A 19824-nucleotide genomic window follows, 5' to 3' on the forward strand; every position below is an offset into this window, starting at 1 on the left:
CGAATAAACTACACTGGCCCTCCGACCCCGAAGCCGGAGAACCCGTCCATGCCGAGCGATCACCAGAAGGAACCGTCAGTCATGAGGCCACGCGCCGGGAGCAAAGCCCTGATCCGCGAGATCAACGAAGCCCTGGTTCTCGACGTCGTCCGGGCGCACCGCCCGGTGGCCAGGGCGAGGATCGCCACCGAGACCGGACTGAGCCCCGCGACCGTCACCGGCATCACCGCGCGGCTGCTGGGCGCCGGGCTGCTCACGGAGACCGACGCCGTACGCAACACGGGAGGGCGGCCCGCCCGCCTGCTCGACCTGGGCACCGACGCGGTGGTCGCCGCCGGCGTCCGGCTGTCGGACACCGAGGCCTACGTGGTGCTGGTCGACCTGCGGGGCGAGGTCGTCGCCTCCCACCAGGAGCCGCTGACCTCCACCCGCCCGCAGGACGTCGGCGAGGGCATCGCCCGCGCGGTGGGCCTCGCCGCCGCGAGCAGACCCTCCTCGACCCTCATCGGCGTCGGAGTCGCCGTGTCGGGCGTGGTCGACCAGCAGAGCGGCGTCGTCCGGCACAGCGGATCGATGGGCTGGGAGGACGTCGCGCTCCAGCGCCGGTTGACGGCGCTGCTGGAGACGCCCGTCGTTCTCGACAGCTACGTCAACTCCGTCGCCTCCGGCCTGCTGCTCTTCGACGGGAGGCTCGCGGGCCGCGATCTCATGATCTTCAGCGTGGGCGCGAGCCTGGGCGCGTCCGTGGTGGTGCGGGGACGCGTCCACCGTGGGTTCAGCGGCACCGCCGGGGGCTTCGCCCACTCCTCCGTCGGCCGTGGCACGGGGCGGCCGTGCCACTGCGGTGCGGAGGACTGCCTGGAGACCTGGGCCAGCCACTGGGGCATCCGGCGAGAGCTGGAGCGGCGCGGCGAGACGGCGGGGAGCCTCGTCGGACGCGACGACGACGTCCTCGCGAGCGCCGCCGACTGCCTCGGCACCGCCGTCGCCAACGCCGCCAAGATGTTCGGCCCGGAGCGGGTCGTGCTCGCCTTCACGCCCGAGATGAACGTTCCGGCGCTGACCGCCCGGACGGAGCAGGTGTTCCGACGGCAGTACGCCCACGGCACCACCCCTCCCCCGGCTCTGGAGATCGCCGCGACCGGGCCCTCCGGTCACGCCTCCGGCGCCGCCTACACCGTCCTGGCGCAGCTCTTCACCGCCGGCACCTCCGAGGCGGAGACGACCGGCGCCCGCAGCACCGCCCTCACGGTCGGCTGAACCCGGGCCGTCGGAAGCGCCGCGCGGCCGTGGGCGGTCGGCCGTCACACGGCCGCCTCCGCGGCGAGCAGGTCGCGGGCCAGCAGCCCCGCGCCCAGACACCCGGCGGCGTCCCCGAGGGACGCCGGGACGATCCTGGGCGACATCTGGAACGTGACGCGGTCCGCCACGGCCGCACGCAGCGGTACGAGCAGGGTGTCGCCGGCCTCGGCGAGGCCGCCGCCGATGATCACGGTGCGGGGATCCAGGACCGTGAGCGCGGTGAGCAGGCCGTCGGCGAGCGCGTCGACCGCCGCCCGCCACACCTCGGCCGCGGTCTCGTCCCCCGCCTCGACGGCCAGGGCGCAGGCGGCGGCGTCCGCTGCGGGGTCGCCGCTCGCCGCCACCCAGGCACGGCCGATCGCGGCGGCGGAGGCCAGCGCTTCCAGGCAGCCGCGCCGACCGCAGTCGCACAGCGGGCCGTCGGGGCGGACGACGATGTGGCCGAGCTCGCCGGCGCGGCCGCCGGCACCGGCCTCGATGCCGTCGTCGATGCCGATCGCGGCGGCGATGCCGGTGCCGAGCGACACGTACAGGAACCGGCCGGTGCCTCGGCCCGCCCCGATGCGGCCCTCGGCGAGGCCGCCCGTGCGCACGTCGTGCCCGAGCGCGACGGGGATCCGCCCGAGCCTGTGCCGGAGCAGCCCCCGCAGCGGGACGTCCCGCCAGCCGAGCTCGGCGGAGTGGACGGCGACGCCCCGCTCCTCGTCGACGATGCCGGGCACGGCGATGCCCGCGGCCTCCGCCGCCGTGCCGAAGTGCGTCCGGCCGTGGTCGCGCAGCTCCTTCGCGAGGTCGAGGACCGAATCCACGACGGCGTCGGGCCCCCGCTCGCGCCGGGTGGCCCGCCACGCCGCGTGCACCACCGCCCCGTCCGGACCGACCAGGGCCGCCTTCATTCCGGTACCGCCCACAGCGAGGGCGATGACATGTCTCACGGGAGCACTCTCGGTTGAGGGCGCCTTCCCCTCGGGGAGGGGAAGGCGCCCTGTCAGGGGTTGTCAGGAACTCATTGCCCGGCGGGCCGGGTGAGGTCCAGGACGCGGATGTCGTCGTGGTGGACGACGCGCGTCGGGACGTCTCCCTTGTCGAGCGACTGGCCGGGGCGGTAGAGCCCCCACTTGAGGTAGCCGAAGTCCGCCGGGTTCACGGGGTGGAAGGTCTTCACGTTCTCGTACGTCTGCCGGAGCGTGAACTCCGCTTCGCCCGGCATCCGGGAGGAGACCTTGTAGTAGCCGGTGTTGTCGTCCGTCCACTTCACGTCCACGCGGAAGCGCATCCACTTCCCTATGTGGGGGCGGAAGTCGTCGACCACGGTGGCCTGGAGGTTCAGGGTCGGCGACCGGAAGGCGATGCTGTTCCGCTTGGTCATGAGGTAGAAGGACGGAAGGTTCCCGCCCGCGTGCTTCCCCTGGAAGATGATGTCGCCGGCCTCGGAGTCTCCGGGCGCGTACGTCTTCCAGTCCTTCAGCAGGACGCTGAACTCGTACCGCTGCTCGTCGCCCACCACGAACTTGCCCTCGTGGACGTCGTTCGTGGCGCTCTCGCTGCGCGGGGCTCCGTCGGAGACGTAACCGGGATCGCCCAGGGTCACCTTGTGGGCGACGGCGTGGTCGGATCCCGCGTCGACGACGTACGACGCGTCGGGCGCGGTCGCGTGCGTCGTGGTCAGGTTCGGAATGCCGGAGTTCAGCCGGCCGTTCCGGTAGTCGATGGTCAGCAGGGTCGAGGCGGTGCTGCTGCTGCCGCAGGAGGCCTCCGCGGCCGGGGCGGCGCCGTCCTGCCCGGCCTGCGCGGTGGCCAGGCCACCGAGGGTGAGCGTCCCGGCCGCCACCACGGCGATGACGGACCGCTTCGTCGACTTCTTCATGGTCAGCTCCCCGGCTTGTCGTCGATGCGGACGAGGTTGCGGCCGCGCATCGTGTAGAGCAGGCCGCGACTGTCGGCGTTGACGTGCGGACCGCTGTACCAGCCGCCGTTGATCTGGGCGACGACGGTGCTGACGGCGAACGTCTTGGGGTCGAAGCGGAACAGAGTGGTGTCGGAGACGCCGTAGACGGTGCCGCGGCTGATGACCATGGCCGCGAAGCCGGGGCACAGGGCGCGGTGGTCGGCGGTGTGGATCACCCGGCGGATCGTGACGTCGACGACGAAGAAGCCGCCCTGCCGCGTGAGTCCGTACAGGTGCCGGCCGCGTACCGCCAGCGCCGCCACTCCCGTGGTCAGGGACGCGGGGAGGTCGAGGCGCCACAGCTCCCGCCCGGCGACCGGGTCGAAGGCGACGATCGTGCCGCGCGGGCCCTTGGTGGTGGGGTTGTCGCCACCGAGGTACGCGACGCCGTCCCGGGTGGCGACGGCCCGCACCAGCTGGGCCGCGTCGACCGGGTTGATGTAGGCGGCCTTCTTGCCGGTCTTCGTGGAGTACGTCCACAGGGAGCCGCCGCCCTCGGTGTCGGACTGCGCGCCGACCAGCATGAGCTCGTTGACGGGGTCGTGGCAGACGTCGAGCGGACGGTTCTGTTCGCTCGGGAACTCCGCCAGCTGGTGGGGTTGCTCGTCGCGCGCGGGGTCGTACGTCCACATGCCCTGCGAGCTGTACTGGCCGGTGTAGAGCACCCCGTCCAACACCTGGGCGTCCTTCGCCTCGCCGGGCGCCCGGAGGTTGACCACCTTGCCGCTGCGCAGGTCGTGGCGTGCGATGCCGTTGTTGCCGCCGACGTAGACGAACCGGTGGTCGGCGGCGATGCCCATCGTGGTCTGCGGGGTGACGGGCGCGCCCGCCGGCCCGAGGTCGGTGACGACGGACTTGCCGGTGGCCGTGTCGATCTCCGCGACGAAGCCGTAGCCCGAGACGACGGTCAGGGTGCCGTCGGCGTGGTCCAGGCCCCAGATCTCGCCGAGGTCGCCGTCGAACGGGACGGGGGTGACGACCTTCGTCGCCGTCGAGTAGGTGTGCAGGCCCGCGTCGGTGGCGAAGTGGATCAGGTCGCCGTGCGCGGCCAGGTTCTTGACCACCTTGCCGCTGGTGGTCGTCAGCGTGTACGAGGAGAGATCGGCCAGGTCCATGACGGCGAGCTTGGCGGGCTCGGTCGACCCCGAGGTGCTGACGGCGAGGCGGTCGCCGAAGACGGCGAGGTCGCGCAGGCTGGGGTCCTTCTCCATCTCCGGCGGCGTGACGTCGGCGAAGGTGCCCGCCGCCCGGTCGTACGCGTACAGCGAGGCCTTGCTCGCCCCGTCCCCGCCGGACAGGACGCTGCCGGCGCCGAAGAAGACGGTGGTGTCCGTGGCGGCGACGGCCCTGGCCAGGGTCGCCTTCGGGTCGGGGATGCCGAGCTTGGTCACCTTGCCGGTGCCCGGGTCGTACATCCACAGCGCGGGCGCCTTCCCGGGGATCCCGCCCACCGCGTACACGGTGCCGTCCGGGGCGACGGCGAGGTCGCGGATGTCGCGGTCCTCGGTCCGGCCGACGCCCACGGCGGGCTTGTCCGGGGTGGTCAGGTCCCAGCGGAAGATGTTCGGCTTACCCTCGTCGCCCTTGGTCAGGATGCCCGCGTACAGGTACCTGCCGGTGGGGTCCGCGGCGAGCGCCTGGATCGAGTGGCCCACGCCCAGGACGGTCTGGGACACCACCTTGCGGGTCGGCAGGTGGAAGGCGATCACCTGGGTCGGTTCGAGGTTGCGGGACCCGATGTAGACGGTGTCACCGACCTGGAGCGCGCTCATGAGCGCGAACTGCTCGATGCCGGGGCCGAGATCGGTGATGCTGGTGCAGGCTCCGCGGGAGGTGGCCTGCGCCGGTGCGGTGAGCAGCGGGGCCGCGGCCGCGGCGAGCCCGAGGGCACCGCCTGCCACGAGCAGCTGACGCCTGCCCATCGACGGAGAGTGCTGCATGGGGGGACTCCTTTGGTCGTTGTGCGGGGACACAGAGCGGGGAGGAGCGAGAGAGCCGTGGTGAGGAGCTCACGGCAGGGGTGGCCGGTCCCCGGATCGACGGAATCCGGGGACCGGACGTGTCAGGCCGATGTCGCGAGGGCGGCGTGGTGCACGCCGTGCGCGAACGGTTCTCCGGCGCAGTAGCGCTCGACCTCGTCGAGCGCGCTGCCGGTGATCCGGTGGAGTTCGCCGCCCAGTGAGCCGGCGATGTGCGGCGTGAGCAGGACGTTCGGCAGGTTGTAGAGCGGGGAGCCGGCGGGGAGGACCTCCGGTTCGGTGACGTCGATGACCGCGCGGATGCGTCCGGAGACGGCTTCCTCGGTGAGGGCCTCGGTGTCGACGAGGGACCCGCGTGCCGTGTTGATCAGCGTGGCTCCGTCGGGCATGAGGGACAGCCGGCGCGCGTCCAGCAGGTGGTGGGTCTCCGGCAGGGCCGGCGCGTGCAGCGAGACGACGTCCGAGCGGGCGACGAGTTCGTCGAGGTCGACGTGGCGGGCGCCCAGTTCCGCGGCCTGCGCGGCGTCGACGTGGGGGTCGGCGAGGAGCAGGTCGAGGTCGTAGGGCCGTAGCAGTTCGAGGACCTTGCGGCCCACGAGGGACGCGCCGACCAGGCCCACGGTCCGGCGGTAGTTGCCGAACCCGGGGAAGTGCCCGGACCAGTCGAGGGCGGCGCGGTGGCGGCGGTAGAGGTCGCCGATGTCCAGGACCCGCTTGTTGGCGAAGAGGATCGCGGCGACCGTGTACTCGGCGACGGGGACGGCGTTGGCCGCGGCGGCCGAGGAGACCGTCAGTCCGCGGTCCCAACAGGCCTGTGTGACGTGGTGCTTGACGCTGCCCGCCGCGTGGACGATGGCCTTGAGGGCCGGGGCCCGGGCCAGGACCTCCTCGTCGATGACGGGGCAGCCCCAGGACGTGATCAGGATCTCCGCGTGCTCCAGGGCCGGTTCCTCGGTGAGGTCCTCGGCGACGTGGTCCGGGTCGATGTCGACGTACGCCGTCAGACGCCGGATCTCGGCGGGTCCGAACAGCGCGTCCCGGTGGCGCCGGCCCATGGCGAACAGGGCGCGGGGGCGGGGGCGAGGGCTGGTAGTCGCGGGCAGGGTCGCGGTCCCGGTCCCGGTCCCGGTCTCGGTCTCGGTCTCGGTCTCGGTCAAGGTCGAGCGCATGGGGGAATTCCTCACGGTGGCGGCCTACTTGACGGCGCCGGCGGTCATGCCGGACTTCCAGAACCGCTGCAGCATCAGGAAGAGGACGATCAGCGGGACCACGGCCACCAGCGAGCCGACGACGGCCAACAGGTAGTCCTCGGGATGGCCCTGCGAGAGCGCGGACGAGTACCAGACGTACAGACCGAGGTTGACCGGGTACAGGTCCTGGTCGGACAGCATCACCAGGGGAAGGAAGAAGCTGTTCCAGATCTGGGTGAACTGGAAGAGGAAGATGGTCACGAAGCCGGGCGCGATCATCGGGAACGCGATGCGGCAGAAGGTCCGGAACTCGCCGGCCCCGTCCATCCGCGCCGCTTCCAGGACTTCGTCCGGCACGTAGGAGGCGCTGAAGACCCGCGCCAGGTAGACACCGAACGGGAAGACGAGTCCGGGGATGAACACGCCCCAGAAGGTGTTGACCAGGCCTGCTTTGGCGGCGAGCAGGTACAGCGGGATCGCCATCGCCGTGCCCGGCACCATCACGCCGAGCAGGACGAGCGAGAACAGCCGCTCCTTGCCGGGGAACGCGAGCTTGTCGAAGGCGTAGCCGGCGGCGACGCTGAACACCGATGCCAGGAGGGCCCCGACGCCGGCGTACAGCACCGTGTTGATCAGCCAGCGCACGTAGATGCCGTCGCCGGCCGTGAACAGGTGCCCGAGGTTGTCGGCGAGGTGGATGTCGTCGCCGAGGGCGAAGCCGTTCGTGCCGAACAGGTCCTCGCGGCTCTTGGTGGAGGACAGCAGCAACCAGGTCAGGGGCAGCAGGGTGTAGAGGGTGGCGAGGCCCAGCATCGCCGTGACCCCGGCCTTGGACAGCAGGGCGGACGGTGACTTCGCGGCGCCCTTGCGCCTTCGAGGTGCCGGCCGGCGGCCGGACGGCGGCGGCGTCTCGGCCGCGCGGGCCGGAGCGTCGAGTGTGGAGGACTTGGTCACGACGTGCTCCCGCGGCGTGAGATACGGGTGACGGCGAACGACAGCACGGCGGCGAACAGGGCGATCAGCAGCGAGGCCGCTGCGGCCAGGCCGAAGTCGTTGTTCTGGAAGGCGGCCGTCTGGACGTACATGTTGGGGGTCCAGCTGCTGCCGATGGCGCTGGACGCGTTGTAGATGACCTTCGGCTCGGTGAAGAGCTGGATCGACCCGATGACGGTGAACAGCACGGCGAGGGCGATCGCGGGGGCGATCATCGGGACCTTGATGGACAGGGCCGTGCGCACGGCGCCCGCGCCGTCGACCTTCGCGGCGTCCAGCGTCTCGCGGGGCACCGCCTGGAGGGCCGCGTAGAAGATGACCATGTTGTAGCCCGTCCATTCCCAGACGGCGATGTTGGCCGTGGAGAACACGGCGTTGTCGACCGACAGGAAGTTGATGTCGAAGCCGCCGGACTCCAGGAGGTCGATCACCGGGCTGAGGCCGGGCGTGTAGAGGTACACCCAGATCAGCGCGGCGATCAGTCCCGGCACCGCGTGCGGCAGGAAGAGCGCCAGCTGGAAGAAGGACCGGGCCTTGGCCAGACCCGAGTCGAGCATCAGGGCCAGGACCAGCGATCCGCCGATCATCACGGGGATGTAGATCGCGCAGTACGCGACGATGACGAGGAACCCGTCGCGGAACGCCTCGTCGGAAAGCGCGCGGGCGTAGTTGCCCAGCCCGCTGAAGACGTTCTCGGTGCCGCCGAACCCGAGGCCGGAGGTGCGGGTGGTGAAGAGGCTCAGCCAGGCCGCGTAGAGCAGCGGGGCGAGGGTGACGGCCGCGAACAGGCCGAAGAACGGTGTGAGGAGCAGTGCGGCGGTCCGGCGCTGACCTCGGGCGGATGGGCTTGCCATACCGGCCTTCCTTGGGTGGGGCGGGGAGAACGTGGTGCGAAGGGGGAGGGGAGGCGGAGCCGGGGTCGGCCCGCCGCGCGGGCGGGGCCGACTCTCCGGGCCGCGGGCTCGGGGCTCCGGGCTCCTACGGGGCGGTGACCGTCAGGCCGCGCTGCTTCATCTGCGCGACCGTGGCCTGCTCGGCGGTGGCGAGGACACCGGGCAGGGTCACCGTGCCGTCGGCGACCTTCGGAAGCTGGTCCACGATGGCCGTGTTGGTGGCGCCCATGACCGGGCCCCACGTCCAGCCGGGCCGGGTGGCGTCGTAGGACCGCGACATGAGGGAGTAGATGTCCTGGCCGCCGAAGTAGTCCGTCTTGAAGGCCGCCTTCGTGACCGGGACGAGCTTCGGGTCCGCGGGGAACATGCTGCTGGTGCCGGTCGAGACCCAGGCCTTCATGCCCTCGGGGTCCGTGGTGATCCACTTGATGAACTCGGCGGCGGCACCGCTGTTGTCGGATCCCTTCGGGATCACGAAGGTCGAGCCTCCGTACATGCCCGAGGCCGGCTTGCCGTCCCAGGTCGGGACCGGGGCCACGGCCCACTTGCCCTTCTGGTCCGGGACGGTGGCCTGGTGCGCCCCGGCGCACCAGCTGGCGCAGACGTAGGCGACGGTCCGGCCCTTCTGGACGCTCGTCCAGAACGGGTCCAGCTGGCTCAGCGAACGGACGAGGTCCTTGCGGGCGAGGTCGCCCCAGTAGGCGGCGACCTTCTTCGACGGGGCGTCGTCGAGAGTGACCTTCCAGGCGTCCTTCTCGGCCGAGAACCACTGACCGCCGGCCTGCCAGGAGAGCGCGCTCAGGAGCCCGGGGTTGTCGGTGTACAGGACGCCGCCGCGGGCGGCCGGGTCGGCCTTCTTCACCTGCTCGGTCATGTTCCGGTACGCGTCCCACGTGGTGGGGACGGCGATCTTGTGCTGGGTGAAGAAGTCCTTGCGGTACATCATCATCAGGGGCGCCGCGTCACGCGGGACGCCCCAGGTCCTGCCGCCGAGGTCGACCAGCTGCCGCGCCGCCTCGGGGAAGCGTTCCTTCACGACCGGTCCGAGCGAACCGCTCAGGTCCTCGATCTTCCCCTGGGCCGCGAACTCCGGCAGGTGCGGGTACTCGACCACCGCGACGTCCGGCACGGTGCCGGCCTTCACGGCGTTGGTGAGCTTGGAGTAGTACTCCTGGCCCGAGGGGACGGTCTCGAAGGTCACCTTGATGTCGGGGTGGCTGCGGTTGAACGCCTCGGCCACCTTGTCGGAGCCCTTGAGGAAGGACCAGAAGGTGACCTCGCCGGTCTTCTTCGTCGCGGTCGAGGAGGCACCCTGGTCCGCCTGTCCGCACGCGGTGGCGAGGAGGGCGAGGGCTGTGACGGAGCCGGCCAGGACAGCCGTGGTTCTGCGAAGCATGATGTGCACCGATCGTTCGCTGGGGCGTCGAACGGAATCATTCGCCAGTAAACATGCTTCGTCAATGCTTCGTTCTTCATTTGATGTGAAACGAAAGGAAGTGAAAGCTAGCCACGGCCGCCCCGACGGCTCCTACGCGCGCTTCCCGGGTGCCGGGGAGACCCGGCTGGAGGCCCGCACCCGCAGCTCGGGGCGGAGGAGCAACTCGGCGAGGGGTGCTTCCGGGTCGGCGAGGCGGCGCCGCATCAGATCGACCGCCCACGCCCCCACGGCCCTCTTGGGCGGCGCCACGGCGGTGAGCGGCACATCGCTCAGCTCGGCGACCTCGTCGTCGTACGTCACGATCGCCAGGTCCTCCGGGACGCGCAGCGCGCGGGCCCGGAGGAGGCCGACCAGGGTGACCGCGTCGAGGTCGTTGTGGACCAGGGCGGCCCGGACGTCACCCGCCTCGACCGCCCGCACCAGCTCTTCGAACCACTGCGGGGACGCCTGTCCGTCGGTCGAGGCGATGCTGTACTCCGGGCCCGCCGTCAGCCCGAGGGCCCGGCAGGCCGCGGCGTAACCCTCGCGGATCAGAGGGGTGTTGGGGCTGTCCGCCCTCGCGACCAGAGCGATCCGCTCGTGCCCCAGCTCCGCGAGGTGCCGGACGGCCAGGCCCGCGCCGTGGGCGTGGTCCGACGCGACCTGCTCCAGCCGCCCGGCCTCGGCACCGGGGCGGCGGTCCACGAGGACCACCGGCACGTCGAGGCCGGCGAGCCACTTCTCGGTACGGTCCACGGGTTCGAGTCCGGCGTGCAGCATCAGCATCAGACCGTCGACGCCGGCCGCGACGAGCCGTCCCACCTGCTCCTGGTTCTCCGCCAGCGTCTCACCGGACACCGCGAGCACGATGCGCGCGCCGTGCGTGCGCGCCGCGTCCTGCACCCCTCGGATGATCTCGGGGTAGTAGTAGTCCCCCGGCGGCACGACCAGCCCCAGGGCCTGCTCCTGCCGTACGGCCTGCCGGGGCGCGGCGGGGGCGGCGACGTCGGCCGCCTGCGCCGCGGTCGGCGACATGGCACCTCCGTGGACGCGGACGAGCAGCCCCCGGCCCGCCAGGTCCCGGACGTCCTGGCGGACGGTGACGGCGGAGACGCCCATCTCCTCCGCCACGTCCTTCACCTTGATCGCTCCCCGGCGCTCCACCAAGCGCAGGAGGGCCTCACGCCGCTCTTCAGCCAGCACTGACGTGCCCCCTCTCGTCGCGAGCGAAGCCATGTGCTTTCACTCGACAAACGAAAGGTATCAACCAAGACGTGACACGTGTCCGCGTCACCGCTGGGCTCTCGAACGCCAGAAGCTTGCCATCCTCAGTGTGTTTACGTAAACATACCTACCGCAGGCCCTCCCCGGCCGCGACAGCGCGCGCCCGACCACCTCCAGCACAGGAGCACCCGCACATGCCCCTTCTCCAGATCGACGACGGCGGCTTCACCCTCGACGGCGAACCGTTCCGGCTCCTGTCCGGCGGGCTCCACTACTTCCGGGTCCATCCCGAGCAGTGGGCGGACCGGCTGCGCAAGGCCCGGCTCATGGGCCTCAACACCGTCGAGACCTACGTCCCCTGGAACCTCCACCAACCGCGGCCCGGCGAGTTCAGGACCGACGGAGGACTGGACATCGCGGCGTTCCTCGACCTCGCGGCCGCCGAGGGACTGCACGTGCTGCTCCGCCCCGGCCCGTACATCTGCGCGGAATGGGAGGGCGGCGGCATCCCCTCCTGGCTGCTCGCGGAGCCGGACATACGCCTGCGCACCCGCGACCCCCGGTTCCTCGCCGCCGTCGACGACTACTTCGACCGCCTCCTGACCCCCTTGCAGCCGTACCTGGCCAGCAGGGGCGGCCCCGTCCTCGCCGTCCAGGTGGAGAACGAATACGGGGCGTACGGCGACGACACCGCCTACCTGGAGCACCTGGCGGACTCGCTGCGCCGCCACGGGGTGGACGTCCCGCTGTTCACCTGCGACCAGCCCGCCGACCTGGAACGCGGCGCGCTGCCCGGTGTCCTGGCCACGGCCAACTTCGGCAGCCGGTCCGCGCAGAGCATCGCCGAGCTGCGGGCCCTCCGGCCGAAGGGTCCGCTGATGTGCACCGAGTTCTGGATCGGCTGGTTCGACCGCTGGGGAAGCCGCCATGTCGTCCGCGACGCCGGCCACGCGGCGCAGGAGCTGGACGAGCTGCTGGCCGCCGGTGCCTCCGTCAATTTCTACATGTTCCACGGCGGCACCAACTTCGGCTTCACCAACGGCGCCAACGACAAGCACACCTACCGCCCCACCGTCACGTCGTACGACTACGACGCCCCGCTCGACGAGGCCGGCGACCCGACCGAGAAGTTCGCCGCCTTCCGCGACGTGATCGCCGCGTACGCGCCGGTCCCGGCCGGCCCCGTCCCGTCGCCGGGCCCCAAGCTCGCCCGGACGGCCGTGCCCCTCACCGAGAGCGCCGGCCTGCTGCCCTGCGCCGAGGCCCTCGGCGCCGCCGTCGCCGCACCGCGGCCGCTGACCATGGAGCAGCTCGGTCAGGACTTCGGGTTCGTCCTGTACGAGACGGTCCTGGCGTCGGCGGGGGCGGCCCTGCTGGAGGTGGAGCACGTCCGGGACCGCGCCCAGGTCTTCGTCGACGGGGTCCCGGCCGGCGTGCTGGAACGGGAGAGCCACGAGCACGCCCTGGCCTTCACCGCCCCACGGGCGGGCAGCGTCCTCGCCGTGCTGGTGGAGAACCAGGGGCGCGTCAACTACGGGCCGGGCATCCACGACCGCAAGGGTCTGCTGGGCCGGGTCCTCGTCGACGGCGACGAACCCACCGCGTGGACGAGTCGGCCGCTGCCGCTGACCGATCCGGCCGCGCTGCCGTTCGCGGCGGGTACGGCTCAGGCCGGGCCGATGTTCCACCGCGGCTCCTTCGAGGTCGACGAACCGGCGGACGCCTTCCTCCACCTCGACGGCTGGACCAAGGGCAGTGTGTGGATCAACGGGTTCGCGCTGGGCCGCTTCTGGTCGCGCGGCCCCCAGCGGTCCCTCTACGTCCCGGCGCCCGTCCTGCGCCCCGGCACCAACGAGATCGTCGTCCTGGAGCTGCACGCCTGCCACCGCGCCCGGACCGTCGAACTCCGCGAGAGCGCCGACCTCGGCCCCACCGAGGAGTAGCCCCCGGCGGCGACGCACGGGAACGGAACTCCGACACACGAGAGCGGGACGCCGACGCACGAGAGCCGGGCTCCGACCAGAGGGTCGGAGCCCGGTTCCTTCCGCGTCAGCCCAGGCGGAGCTGCTGGCTCGTACCGCCGTCGCAGGTCCGCTGTACGGCGGGGGCCCCGGCGGCGGTGGATCCGCCGCTCACGCCCAGGCACTTGGCGCTGTGCCGGGCGGTCAGCGTGACGTACCCGTCGCCCGTGCTCCGCGCCGCCCACTCCTGGTTGCGGCCGCCGTTGCACGCGTACTGGAAGACCTCCGCGCCGTCGGCCGTGGACTCCCCGCTCACGTCGAGGCACTTGCCGCTGTGGCGGGCGACGACGGTCACGTAGCCGCCGCCGGTGGGACGCAGCGACCACTGCTGGTTCGTGCCGGTGTTGCAGCCGTACTGGACGACGGCCGCGCCGTCACCGGTCGAGGCGTTGACGACGTCGAGGCACTGGGAACTGTGCCGGAGGGAGAGCGTCTTCCAGACGTCGGGTGCCGTGCCGGCGAAGGACCAGGACTGGTTGCCGCCGGTCGTGGGCTGGTAGACGCCGACGGGCGCGCCGTCGGCCGTCGAGGCGCCCGTGACGTCGAGCAGCTTCCCGGTGGCGCTGTTGATCAGGGTGCTGTGGCCGTCGCCCGTGGTCGAGCGGATCCACTGCTGGGCGGTGGACGATCCGGACGAGGCGAGGACCAGGGCGCCGCCGGAGACGGAGAGCGCCTTGCCGGACTTGACGTGGGTGAGGCGGTAGGCGGCGGTGTTCCCCCAGTCGCCGGCGGACAGCTTGGTGAAGGTCCACTCCTGGGCGGTGTCGGCCGGTGCGGGGGTCTGCTGCACGACGGTGCTCTTGCCGCCGACGGTGGCGACGGAGAGGGCCTTGCCGCTGTGGTCGTTGAGCAGCCGGCGCGGCGTGCCGGTGGGGGCGGTGGTCGCCGTGGTGTTCACGCCGTCGACCGTGGGCAGGACGAACGTGGTCACGGAGCCGGGGCCGACGGTGGCCTTGAGCGTCCGCCCGGCGACCGCCGCGTCGCCGTCCCGCTGGAGGTTCTTGCCGGCGTCGGTGGTCCAGCGTTCGACGGGGCCGTCGGCGGCCGTCTGGAAGCCGTCCAGGTTCAGGGTGAGCTCGCGCGCCTCGCCGGTGGGGTTGGTGTGGACGACGACCGTGCCCCCGCCCGGCCGGACCGCCGCCAGGGTCTGCGGGTCGTCGGTGTTCATGACGCGTGCGCCGGGGCGGACGAATCGGCTGTAGTTCGCCATCGCCCAGTACTTCTTGTTCTTGCGCAGGGGCTCGGTCGCCGCGTTCTCGGGGGTGAAGTCCGTCTGGATCAGGCCCCAGTTGGAGTTCTCGCGGGACGGCGTCATGTTCTCGTAGTCCTCGACCGCCTGCCACAGGACCCAGGCGCGCGGCTCCAGCTCGCGCACGTCGTCGTTGATGCGCTGGGCGAGGTCGAGGGCGGGGCTCATGGAGGTGAAGCTCTGCGGGACGCTGCCGCCGAGATCCACCTCGGACATCCACAGCGGTGTGGCCTCGCCCTTGGCGATGTCCCGGGCCCCGGTGCGGCCGTTCGTGCCGTACGTGTGCGTGTTGAGCCGTCCGACCGCGTCGCGGACGGCGGGGGCGTACGACTCCCAGTCGGACCGGAACTTCTCCGGGTTGGTCTCGTCCATGGCGGCGATGGGGGTCGTCACGCCCTGGGCGTCGAGCGCGGCGCGCAGCGTGCTGATCATGCGGGCCTGGGAGGCGCGGTCCCAGTGCGAGCCCTCCTGGCGTCCTCCGGCGTGCCAGTAGTCGGTGTCGGGCTCGTTGACCGGGGAGACCGAGTCGAAGGTGACGCCGGTGGCGGACTGGGCCCGCTGGAGGGAGCCGGTGAGGTAGGCGGCGAACCGGTCGTACTGGTCGGAGCGGAGGTTGTCCTGCCAGCCGTTGGCCGCGCCGGACGCCAGGCCGCTCTGGGTCATGAAGTACGGGGCGGAGTTGGAGAACGCCTCGAAGGTGGTCGCGCCGCGCGCCTTGGCGGCCGAGACCCACCACTGCTGGTTCGCGTCGGCGGTGGGGTTCCAGTGGTCGGGGCGGGCCGGGTCCCACCAGTCGGGGGCCTCGGCGCCGGGCCGGTTCCAGTAGCCGGGGACGGCGCCGCCGGGTCGCATGTAGGGGGTGGTCTCGGGGCTGTCTCCGCCGCCGATGTTGTACCGGGCGATCGTGAAGCCGAGGCCGTCGGCGCCGTAGAGGGCGTCGGCGAGGGCGTTGCGCTGGGCGTCGGGCCAGCCGCCGGTGACGTTGGCGAACCAGGCCAGTGCGGTGCCCCAGCCCTGGAAGGCCAGGTGCTGGTAGCTCGGGTCGAGGCGGACGGTCAGCGCCGCGGCCGGCGACTCCGCGGCGGCCGCCGGGGACGAGGCGGGCCCGACCGCGGTGAGGGCGGTCGTCGCGAGGGCCGTGGCCGCGCCCAGGGCGACGAGGCTCCTGGACGGGCGGGAGGAACGCGATCGGGGCAGGGGCCGGGGCGACGCCGGTCGGTGACGGATGGGGAACACGGACTGCTCCTTGAGGGCTGGGAGGGGGCGCGGCCGGACAGCGGGAAGGGGGGCGCGACCCATGGCGTACGGGCCGATGGCGTACGGGCCGGCGGCGTACGGGCCGATAGGGCGTACGGGCCGTCGGCGTTCGGCCCGTTGGCGTACGAGCCGGCGGCCTACGGGCCGACAGGGCGTACGGGCCGGCGGCTGCGGTGCCGCCGGCCCGGTCGGGTGCGCGGACGGTCAGGCCGCCGCGCGCCGCCACTTCTGGTTGTCGCCCGCGTTGCAGGTCCACTGCTCAAGGGCGGTGCCGTCGCCCGTCGACCAGTTCACGACGTCGAGGCACTTGCCGCTGTGCCGGGCGACGAGTTCGACGTAGCCGGCCGCGTCGGTCGTCCGGACCTTCCACTGCTGGGAGGTGGAGCCGTTGCAGGTCTTCTGCACCGCGAACGCGCCGTCCGCGGTCGAGGCGCCGGCGATGTCGAGGCACTTGCCGCTGTGCCGGGCCATGATCTGGACGTACCCGGTGCCCAGCTTCTTGATCCAGAAGTTCTGGTTGACGCCTCCGCCGCAGCCCCACTGGATCAGCTGCGCGCCGGCGTTCGTGTCGAAGTTCGCGACGTCGGCGCACTTGCCGCTGTGGCGGGCGGTCAGCGTCTCCCAGGCGACGTTCATCCCGGTCACGGTCCCGGCGGCGGTGTCGACGGTGATCTGCGGGGAGTACTCCATCGTCATGGAGGTGTCGGTGGGGAAGTTCAGCGGCAGCCACACGTACTGGGAGTCGTTGACGGTGCCGCCCATGGAGTTGCCCCAGCGGTCGCCCATGTAGAGGTAGCTGGTGCCCTTGGTGCCCTGGACCGGCAGGACGTAGGCGGTCTGGCTGCGGTAGGTCGTGGAGTCGCCCACGTCCTTCAGGTCGGTCCAGGAACCGGTGATGCTGCTCGCGGTGGCGTACTTCTGCTGGTTCGGGGACCAGCCGGTGGCGCCGGAGGTGAGGAGGAAGTAGACGCCGTTGCGCTTGAACATCGCGGGCGCCTCGCGCCACTGCCCCGACCACAGCTTCTGGACCTGGGACTCGATCCCGGTGTAGTCGGCGGTCAGCCGGTACACGTGCAGGTCCGCGTTCTCGTTGGCGGCCGAGATCATGTAGCCGGTGCCGTCGGTGTCGACGAACGTCGTGATGTCACGGGACATGTGGCCGAGGGGCCGGAAGCTGCCGCGCCAGGTGTAGTCGCCGTCCACGGTGGACGAGACGGCGACGGCGGCGCGCGCCTCCCCGTAGTCCGAGCCGTTCTCCTTGTGCATCCACATCACGAACTGTCCGGTGGCGCTGTTGTACACGACCTTCGGGCGCTCGATGTTGGCCCAGTCCAGCTCCGGGTCCGAGGCCTCGGTCAGGACGTGGTTGCGGAACTCCCAGGTCTTCAGATCGGTGGAGCGGTAGGCGGAGACGTACCGGAAGGTGTTGTCGGCGTTGCGGTTCTCACCGAACCAGTAGTAGTACTCGCCGACCTTGACGACGCCACCGCCGTGGGCGTGCACGGCGCTGCCGTCGGGGGCGGTGAACTGGGTCCCGTTGGCGAGGGTCACCGGGGCGGCATAGGCGGTGCCCACGGCGGCGAGAAGGGAGAGGAGGAGGGCGGAAAGGGCGGAGAGGACCGCCGCCGTTCCGGAGATCTTGAGTCGCATGTCGCGATACCTCGTGGTCTTCGTCGGACCGGGCGCTCCGCGCGGGCAGCGCGGACTCCGACCGCTGGGGGTCCGGAGCAGGGGGGCGCCCGGGAGAGATGGCCGACCGGTGGGGACGTACGGTCGGCCTCTGAGAGGGGGTGGCCGGTCGATCCGGACCGTCCCGATCACCGGATCTACGTAATGTTTTCGTAAACACGGCGTGACCGGAAGTGTGTGAGGCCTGCGGGACGCTGTCAAGGACTTGGGCGGAGACGGGCCGGGTTTTTGACCCGGCGGCGTGTTTGCGTCAACATTCAACAGCGGGAGCGCACGACGCGCGCACGCGCCAGGCCTCGGGAAAAGCGGGAAAAGGCGGTCGACTGTGGCGGAGAAGGCGGCGAGAGCACCTCGCTCGCGCACACCCCGGAAGTGGCCCTCCATGGCCGAGGTCGCGGCGAGGGCGGGTGTGTCCTCCCAGACCGTCTCCCGTGTCGCCAACAACCACGACAACGTGGACGAGACGACCCGCGCCAAGGTGCTGGAGGCCATGCAGGCCCTCGGCTACCGCCCCAACGCGGCGGCCCGGGCGCTGGTCACCGGCAAGTTCGGGGCGCTGGGCGTGGTCAGCTTCGACGTCGGCGCCCACGGCAACGCCCGGACGCTCGCGGCCATCGCCGACGCGGCCCGCGAGGCCGGCTTCTCCGTGAACTTCATGGGGATCCGCGCCCAGACCGAAGCCGCCGTCCAGCAGGCCTTCCGGCACCTCATGCTGCAGTCCGTCGACGGCATCGTGCTCATCGAGTCGCAGATGCTGGACACGCCGTCGCTGCGCCTGCCGCCCACGATGCCGGTGGTCGTCGCCGACGGCGACACCGGGCACCGCTACCCCAACGTCGACTTCGACCAGGCCCGCGGCACCGCGAGCGTCGTCGGCCACCTCCTCGACCTGGGCCACCGCACGGTGCACCACGTCAGCGGCCCGCGCGACTCCTTCGCGGCCCGGCGGCGCTCCGAGGCCTGGGAGCGCACCCTGGTCACGGCCGGCGCGCCCGTACCCCCGACGCTGTACGGCGACTGGAGCGCCGAGTCCGGCTATCTGGCCGGCCGTACGCTCGCCGAGGCCCCGGACGTCACGGCGGTGTTCGCGGCGAACGACCAGATGGCGCTGGGCGTCCTGCGCGCCATGCGCGAGGCGGGGCGGAAGGTGCCGGACGAGGTCAGCGTGGCGGGCTTCGACGACGTCCCCGAGGCCCCGTACTTCGAACCGCCGCTCACCACCGTCCACCAGGACTTCGACGTCGTGGGACGGCACTGCGTGACCCTGCTCCTGGAGCAGATCGAGCACCGCGCCAACGGCCCGCACCGCCTCGCCGTGGAACCCACCCTGGTGGTGCGGGGCAGCACGGCACCCCCGCCCGCCTGACGCCCACGCGCACGACCGCTCACCCGCCCGCCTGACGGCCCACACGCACGACCGCTCGTCCGCCCGCCCGACGCCCACGCACACCGCCGCCGCCCGCCCACGCATCCGTGGGCGGGCTTTCCCGCGTTGTCCACGACGGCGTCCCGGACCGCCCCGACCGGCCGTCGTGTCCCCGATCGTCATCTGAATCGTCTCTGTTCGCTACCGCGCTGTGCTTGACGCCCGTCTCACGGTGGTGCCACCATCAGGCCATCGATGATTACGTAAACATGGCTCATCGGATCAGTCTTCTTCCGGCCTGTCGGCCCTGAGGCTCACGCCTCCACCCCTCCGTTCCCGACCGGTCGGTCAACGACGCAAGGACCCACCATGACGCTCCTGTCGACGTCCGCACAGGCAGTCCCACCACCCCGGCCACGACGCCGCCGCCCCCTGGGTCGGTACGCCCTCACCGGATGGGGATTCGCCGGCCCGTTCGTCGCGGTCTTCGCCCTCGTCTTCCTCGCACCGATCGCGTACGCCGCCTACCTGAGCCTCTTCAGGGACCGGCTGATCGGCGGCAGGTCGTTCGTGGGCGCGGACAACTACACGCAGGCCCTGACCGACCCGCGGTTCTGGGACGGGCTGGCCCGGGTCGGCCTGTTCCTGGCGGTCCAGGTGCCGGTGATGCTGGGCATCGCGCTACTGGTCGCCCTCGCGGTCGACAGCGGCAGGCTCTACGGGAAGTCGTTCTTCCGCGTCGGCGTCTTCCTGCCCTACGCCGTCCCGGCCGTCGTCGCGAGCCTCATGTGGGGTTTCATCTACGGCACCCAGTTCGGCCTCGTCGGCAACGTCAACGAAGCGTTCGGCCTGTCGCTTCCCGACCCGCTCTCTCCCCCGTTCGTACTCGCCTCGATCGGCAACATCGTGACCTGGGAGTTCGTCGGCTACAACATGCTGATCTTCTACTCGGCCCTCAAGGTCGTGCCCCGCTCGCTCTACGAGGCCGCGGCCATCGACGGAGCCGGGGAGTGGCGGGTCATCGCCTCGATCAAGCTCCCCGCGATCCGCAGCGCCCTCGTCATCGCCACGATCTTCTCCATCATCGGCAGCTTCCAGCTCTTCAACGAGCCGAGCATCCTGCAGAAGCTCGCGCCCAACGCGATCACCAACGACTTCACTCCCAACCTGTACACGTACTCGCTGTCCTTCGCCGGCCAGCAGCACAACTACGCCGCGACCGTGGCCATCGTGATGGGCGTGATCACCGCGATCATCGCCTACACGGTCCAGCTGCGCGGCATGCGGAAGGGCTGA

General features: G+C 71.5%; 14 protein-coding genes. 4 read left to right on the forward strand and 10 right to left on the reverse strand.

The window, feature by feature from the left end:
* Positions 1-81 precede the first annotated feature (81 nt).
* Entirely contained in the window at positions 82-1260 is a 1179-nt protein-coding gene (locus ACZ6K0_RS12870; RefSeq protein WP_469232026.1) for an ROK family protein, read from the forward strand.
* A 44-nt stretch (positions 1261-1304) separates the two neighbouring features.
* Here ACZ6K0_RS12870 and ACZ6K0_RS12875 read toward each other — a convergent pair whose 3' ends face one another.
* The 8 genes from ACZ6K0_RS12875 to ACZ6K0_RS12910 form a co-directional block, all read right to left on the reverse strand.
* Positions 1305-2237 carry an ROK family protein gene (locus ACZ6K0_RS12875; protein WP_469232027.1) on the reverse strand — a complete coding sequence of 311 codons (933 nt, stop codon included), beginning with the start codon at positions 2235-2237 and terminating at the stop codon, positions 1305-1307.
* Between the two features lie 71 nt (positions 2238-2308).
* The gene (locus ACZ6K0_RS12880) at positions 2309-3169 is read right to left on the reverse strand and encodes a heparin lyase I family protein (protein ID WP_469232029.1); all 861 of its coding nucleotides are present in this window, start codon (positions 3167-3169) and stop codon (positions 2309-2311) included.
* A gap of 2 nt (positions 3170-3171) precedes the next feature.
* Positions 3172-5190 (reverse strand): outer membrane protein assembly factor BamB family protein, encoded by a 2019-nt coding sequence (locus tag ACZ6K0_RS12885; protein ID WP_469232030.1) that lies wholly within the window; start codon positions 5188-5190, stop codon positions 3172-3174.
* A 122-nt stretch (positions 5191-5312) separates the two neighbouring features.
* Positions 5313-6284, reverse strand: a complete 972-nt coding sequence (locus ACZ6K0_RS12890; protein WP_376399536.1) for a hydroxyacid dehydrogenase — start codon at positions 6282-6284, stop codon at positions 5313-5315.
* A 138-nt stretch (positions 6285-6422) separates the two neighbouring features.
* Complete coding sequence (locus ACZ6K0_RS12895) at positions 6423-7373, reverse strand: carbohydrate ABC transporter permease (RefSeq protein ID WP_469232031.1); 951 nt, start codon at positions 7371-7373, stop codon at positions 6423-6425.
* Positions 7370-8266: a carbohydrate ABC transporter permease gene (locus tag ACZ6K0_RS12900; RefSeq protein ID WP_376399298.1), complete on the reverse strand. Its 897-nt coding sequence runs from the start codon at positions 8264-8266 to the stop codon at positions 7370-7372. The genes ACZ6K0_RS12895 and ACZ6K0_RS12900 overlap by 4 nt, the downstream gene beginning before the upstream one ends.
* A gap of 124 nt (positions 8267-8390) precedes the next feature.
* Positions 8391-9701 carry an ABC transporter substrate-binding protein gene (locus ACZ6K0_RS12905; RefSeq protein ID WP_376399302.1) on the reverse strand — a complete coding sequence of 437 codons (1311 nt, stop codon included), beginning with the start codon at positions 9699-9701 and terminating at the stop codon, positions 8391-8393.
* A 132-nt stretch (positions 9702-9833) separates the two neighbouring features.
* Entirely contained in the window at positions 9834-10925 is a 1092-nt protein-coding gene (locus ACZ6K0_RS12910; protein ID WP_469232033.1) for a LacI family DNA-binding transcriptional regulator, read from the reverse strand.
* Positions 10926-11140: 215 nt separating this feature from the next.
* On the opposite strand from ACZ6K0_RS12910, the gene ACZ6K0_RS12915 reads away from it, so the two are divergent.
* Entirely contained in the window at positions 11141-12889 is a 1749-nt protein-coding gene (locus tag ACZ6K0_RS12915) for a glycoside hydrolase family 35 protein (protein ID WP_469232034.1), read from the forward strand.
* A 106-nt stretch (positions 12890-12995) separates the two neighbouring features.
* Here the strand turns inward: ACZ6K0_RS12915 and ACZ6K0_RS12920 are convergent, their stop codons facing one another.
* Together ACZ6K0_RS12920 and ACZ6K0_RS12925 are read right to left on the reverse strand one after the other, a co-directional pair.
* Entirely contained in the window at positions 12996-15452 is a 2457-nt protein-coding gene (locus tag ACZ6K0_RS12920; RefSeq protein WP_469232036.1) for an RICIN domain-containing protein, read from the reverse strand.
* A gap of 225 nt (positions 15453-15677) precedes the next feature.
* Positions 15678-17123 (reverse strand): RICIN domain-containing protein, encoded by a 1446-nt coding sequence (locus tag ACZ6K0_RS12925; protein WP_469232038.1) that lies wholly within the window; start codon positions 17121-17123, stop codon positions 15678-15680.
* 421 nt (positions 17124-17544) lie between these two features.
* On the opposite strand from ACZ6K0_RS12925, the gene ACZ6K0_RS12930 reads away from it, so the two are divergent.
* Together ACZ6K0_RS12930 and ACZ6K0_RS12935 are read left to right on the forward strand one after the other, a co-directional pair.
* Positions 17545-18528: a LacI family DNA-binding transcriptional regulator gene (locus ACZ6K0_RS12930; protein ID WP_376399314.1), complete on the forward strand. Its 984-nt coding sequence runs from the start codon at positions 17545-17547 to the stop codon at positions 18526-18528.
* A 369-nt stretch (positions 18529-18897) separates the two neighbouring features.
* Positions 18898-19824 (forward strand): carbohydrate ABC transporter permease, encoded by a 927-nt coding sequence (locus ACZ6K0_RS12935; protein WP_376399317.1) that lies wholly within the window; start codon positions 18898-18900, stop codon positions 19822-19824.

Source organism: Streptomyces sp. NPDC042346 (genome assembly GCF_055581845.1).

Coding starts and splice junctions, on each gene's coding strand:
- ACZ6K0_RS12885 (WP_469232030.1), bottom strand. CDS start 5,190: ATGCAGCACTCTCCGTCGATGGGCAGGCGTCAGCTGCTCGTGGCAGGC.
- ACZ6K0_RS12925 (WP_469232038.1), bottom strand. CDS start 17,123: ATGCGACTCAAGATCTCCGGAACGGCGGCGGTCCTCTCCGCCCTTTCC.
- ACZ6K0_RS12890 (WP_376399536.1), bottom strand. CDS start 6,284: ATGGGCCGGCGCCACCGGGACGCGCTGTTCGGACCCGCCGAGATCCGG.
- ACZ6K0_RS12880 (WP_469232029.1), bottom strand. CDS start 3,169: ATGAAGAAGTCGACGAAGCGGTCCGTCATCGCCGTGGTGGCGGCCGGG.
- ACZ6K0_RS12870 (WP_469232026.1), top strand. CDS start 82: ATGAGGCCACGCGCCGGGAGCAAAGCCCTGATCCGCGAGATCAACGAA.
- ACZ6K0_RS12900 (WP_376399298.1), bottom strand. CDS start 8,266: ATGGCAAGCCCATCCGCCCGAGGTCAGCGCCGGACCGCCGCACTGCTC.
- ACZ6K0_RS12905 (WP_376399302.1), bottom strand. CDS start 9,701: ATGCTTCGCAGAACCACGGCTGTCCTGGCCGGCTCCGTCACAGCCCTC.
- ACZ6K0_RS12930 (WP_376399314.1), top strand. CDS start 17,545: ATGGCCGAGGTCGCGGCGAGGGCGGGTGTGTCCTCCCAGACCGTCTCC.
- ACZ6K0_RS12915 (WP_469232034.1), top strand. CDS start 11,141: ATGCCCCTTCTCCAGATCGACGACGGCGGCTTCACCCTCGACGGCGAA.
- ACZ6K0_RS12935 (WP_376399317.1), top strand. CDS start 18,898: ATGACGCTCCTGTCGACGTCCGCACAGGCAGTCCCACCACCCCGGCCA.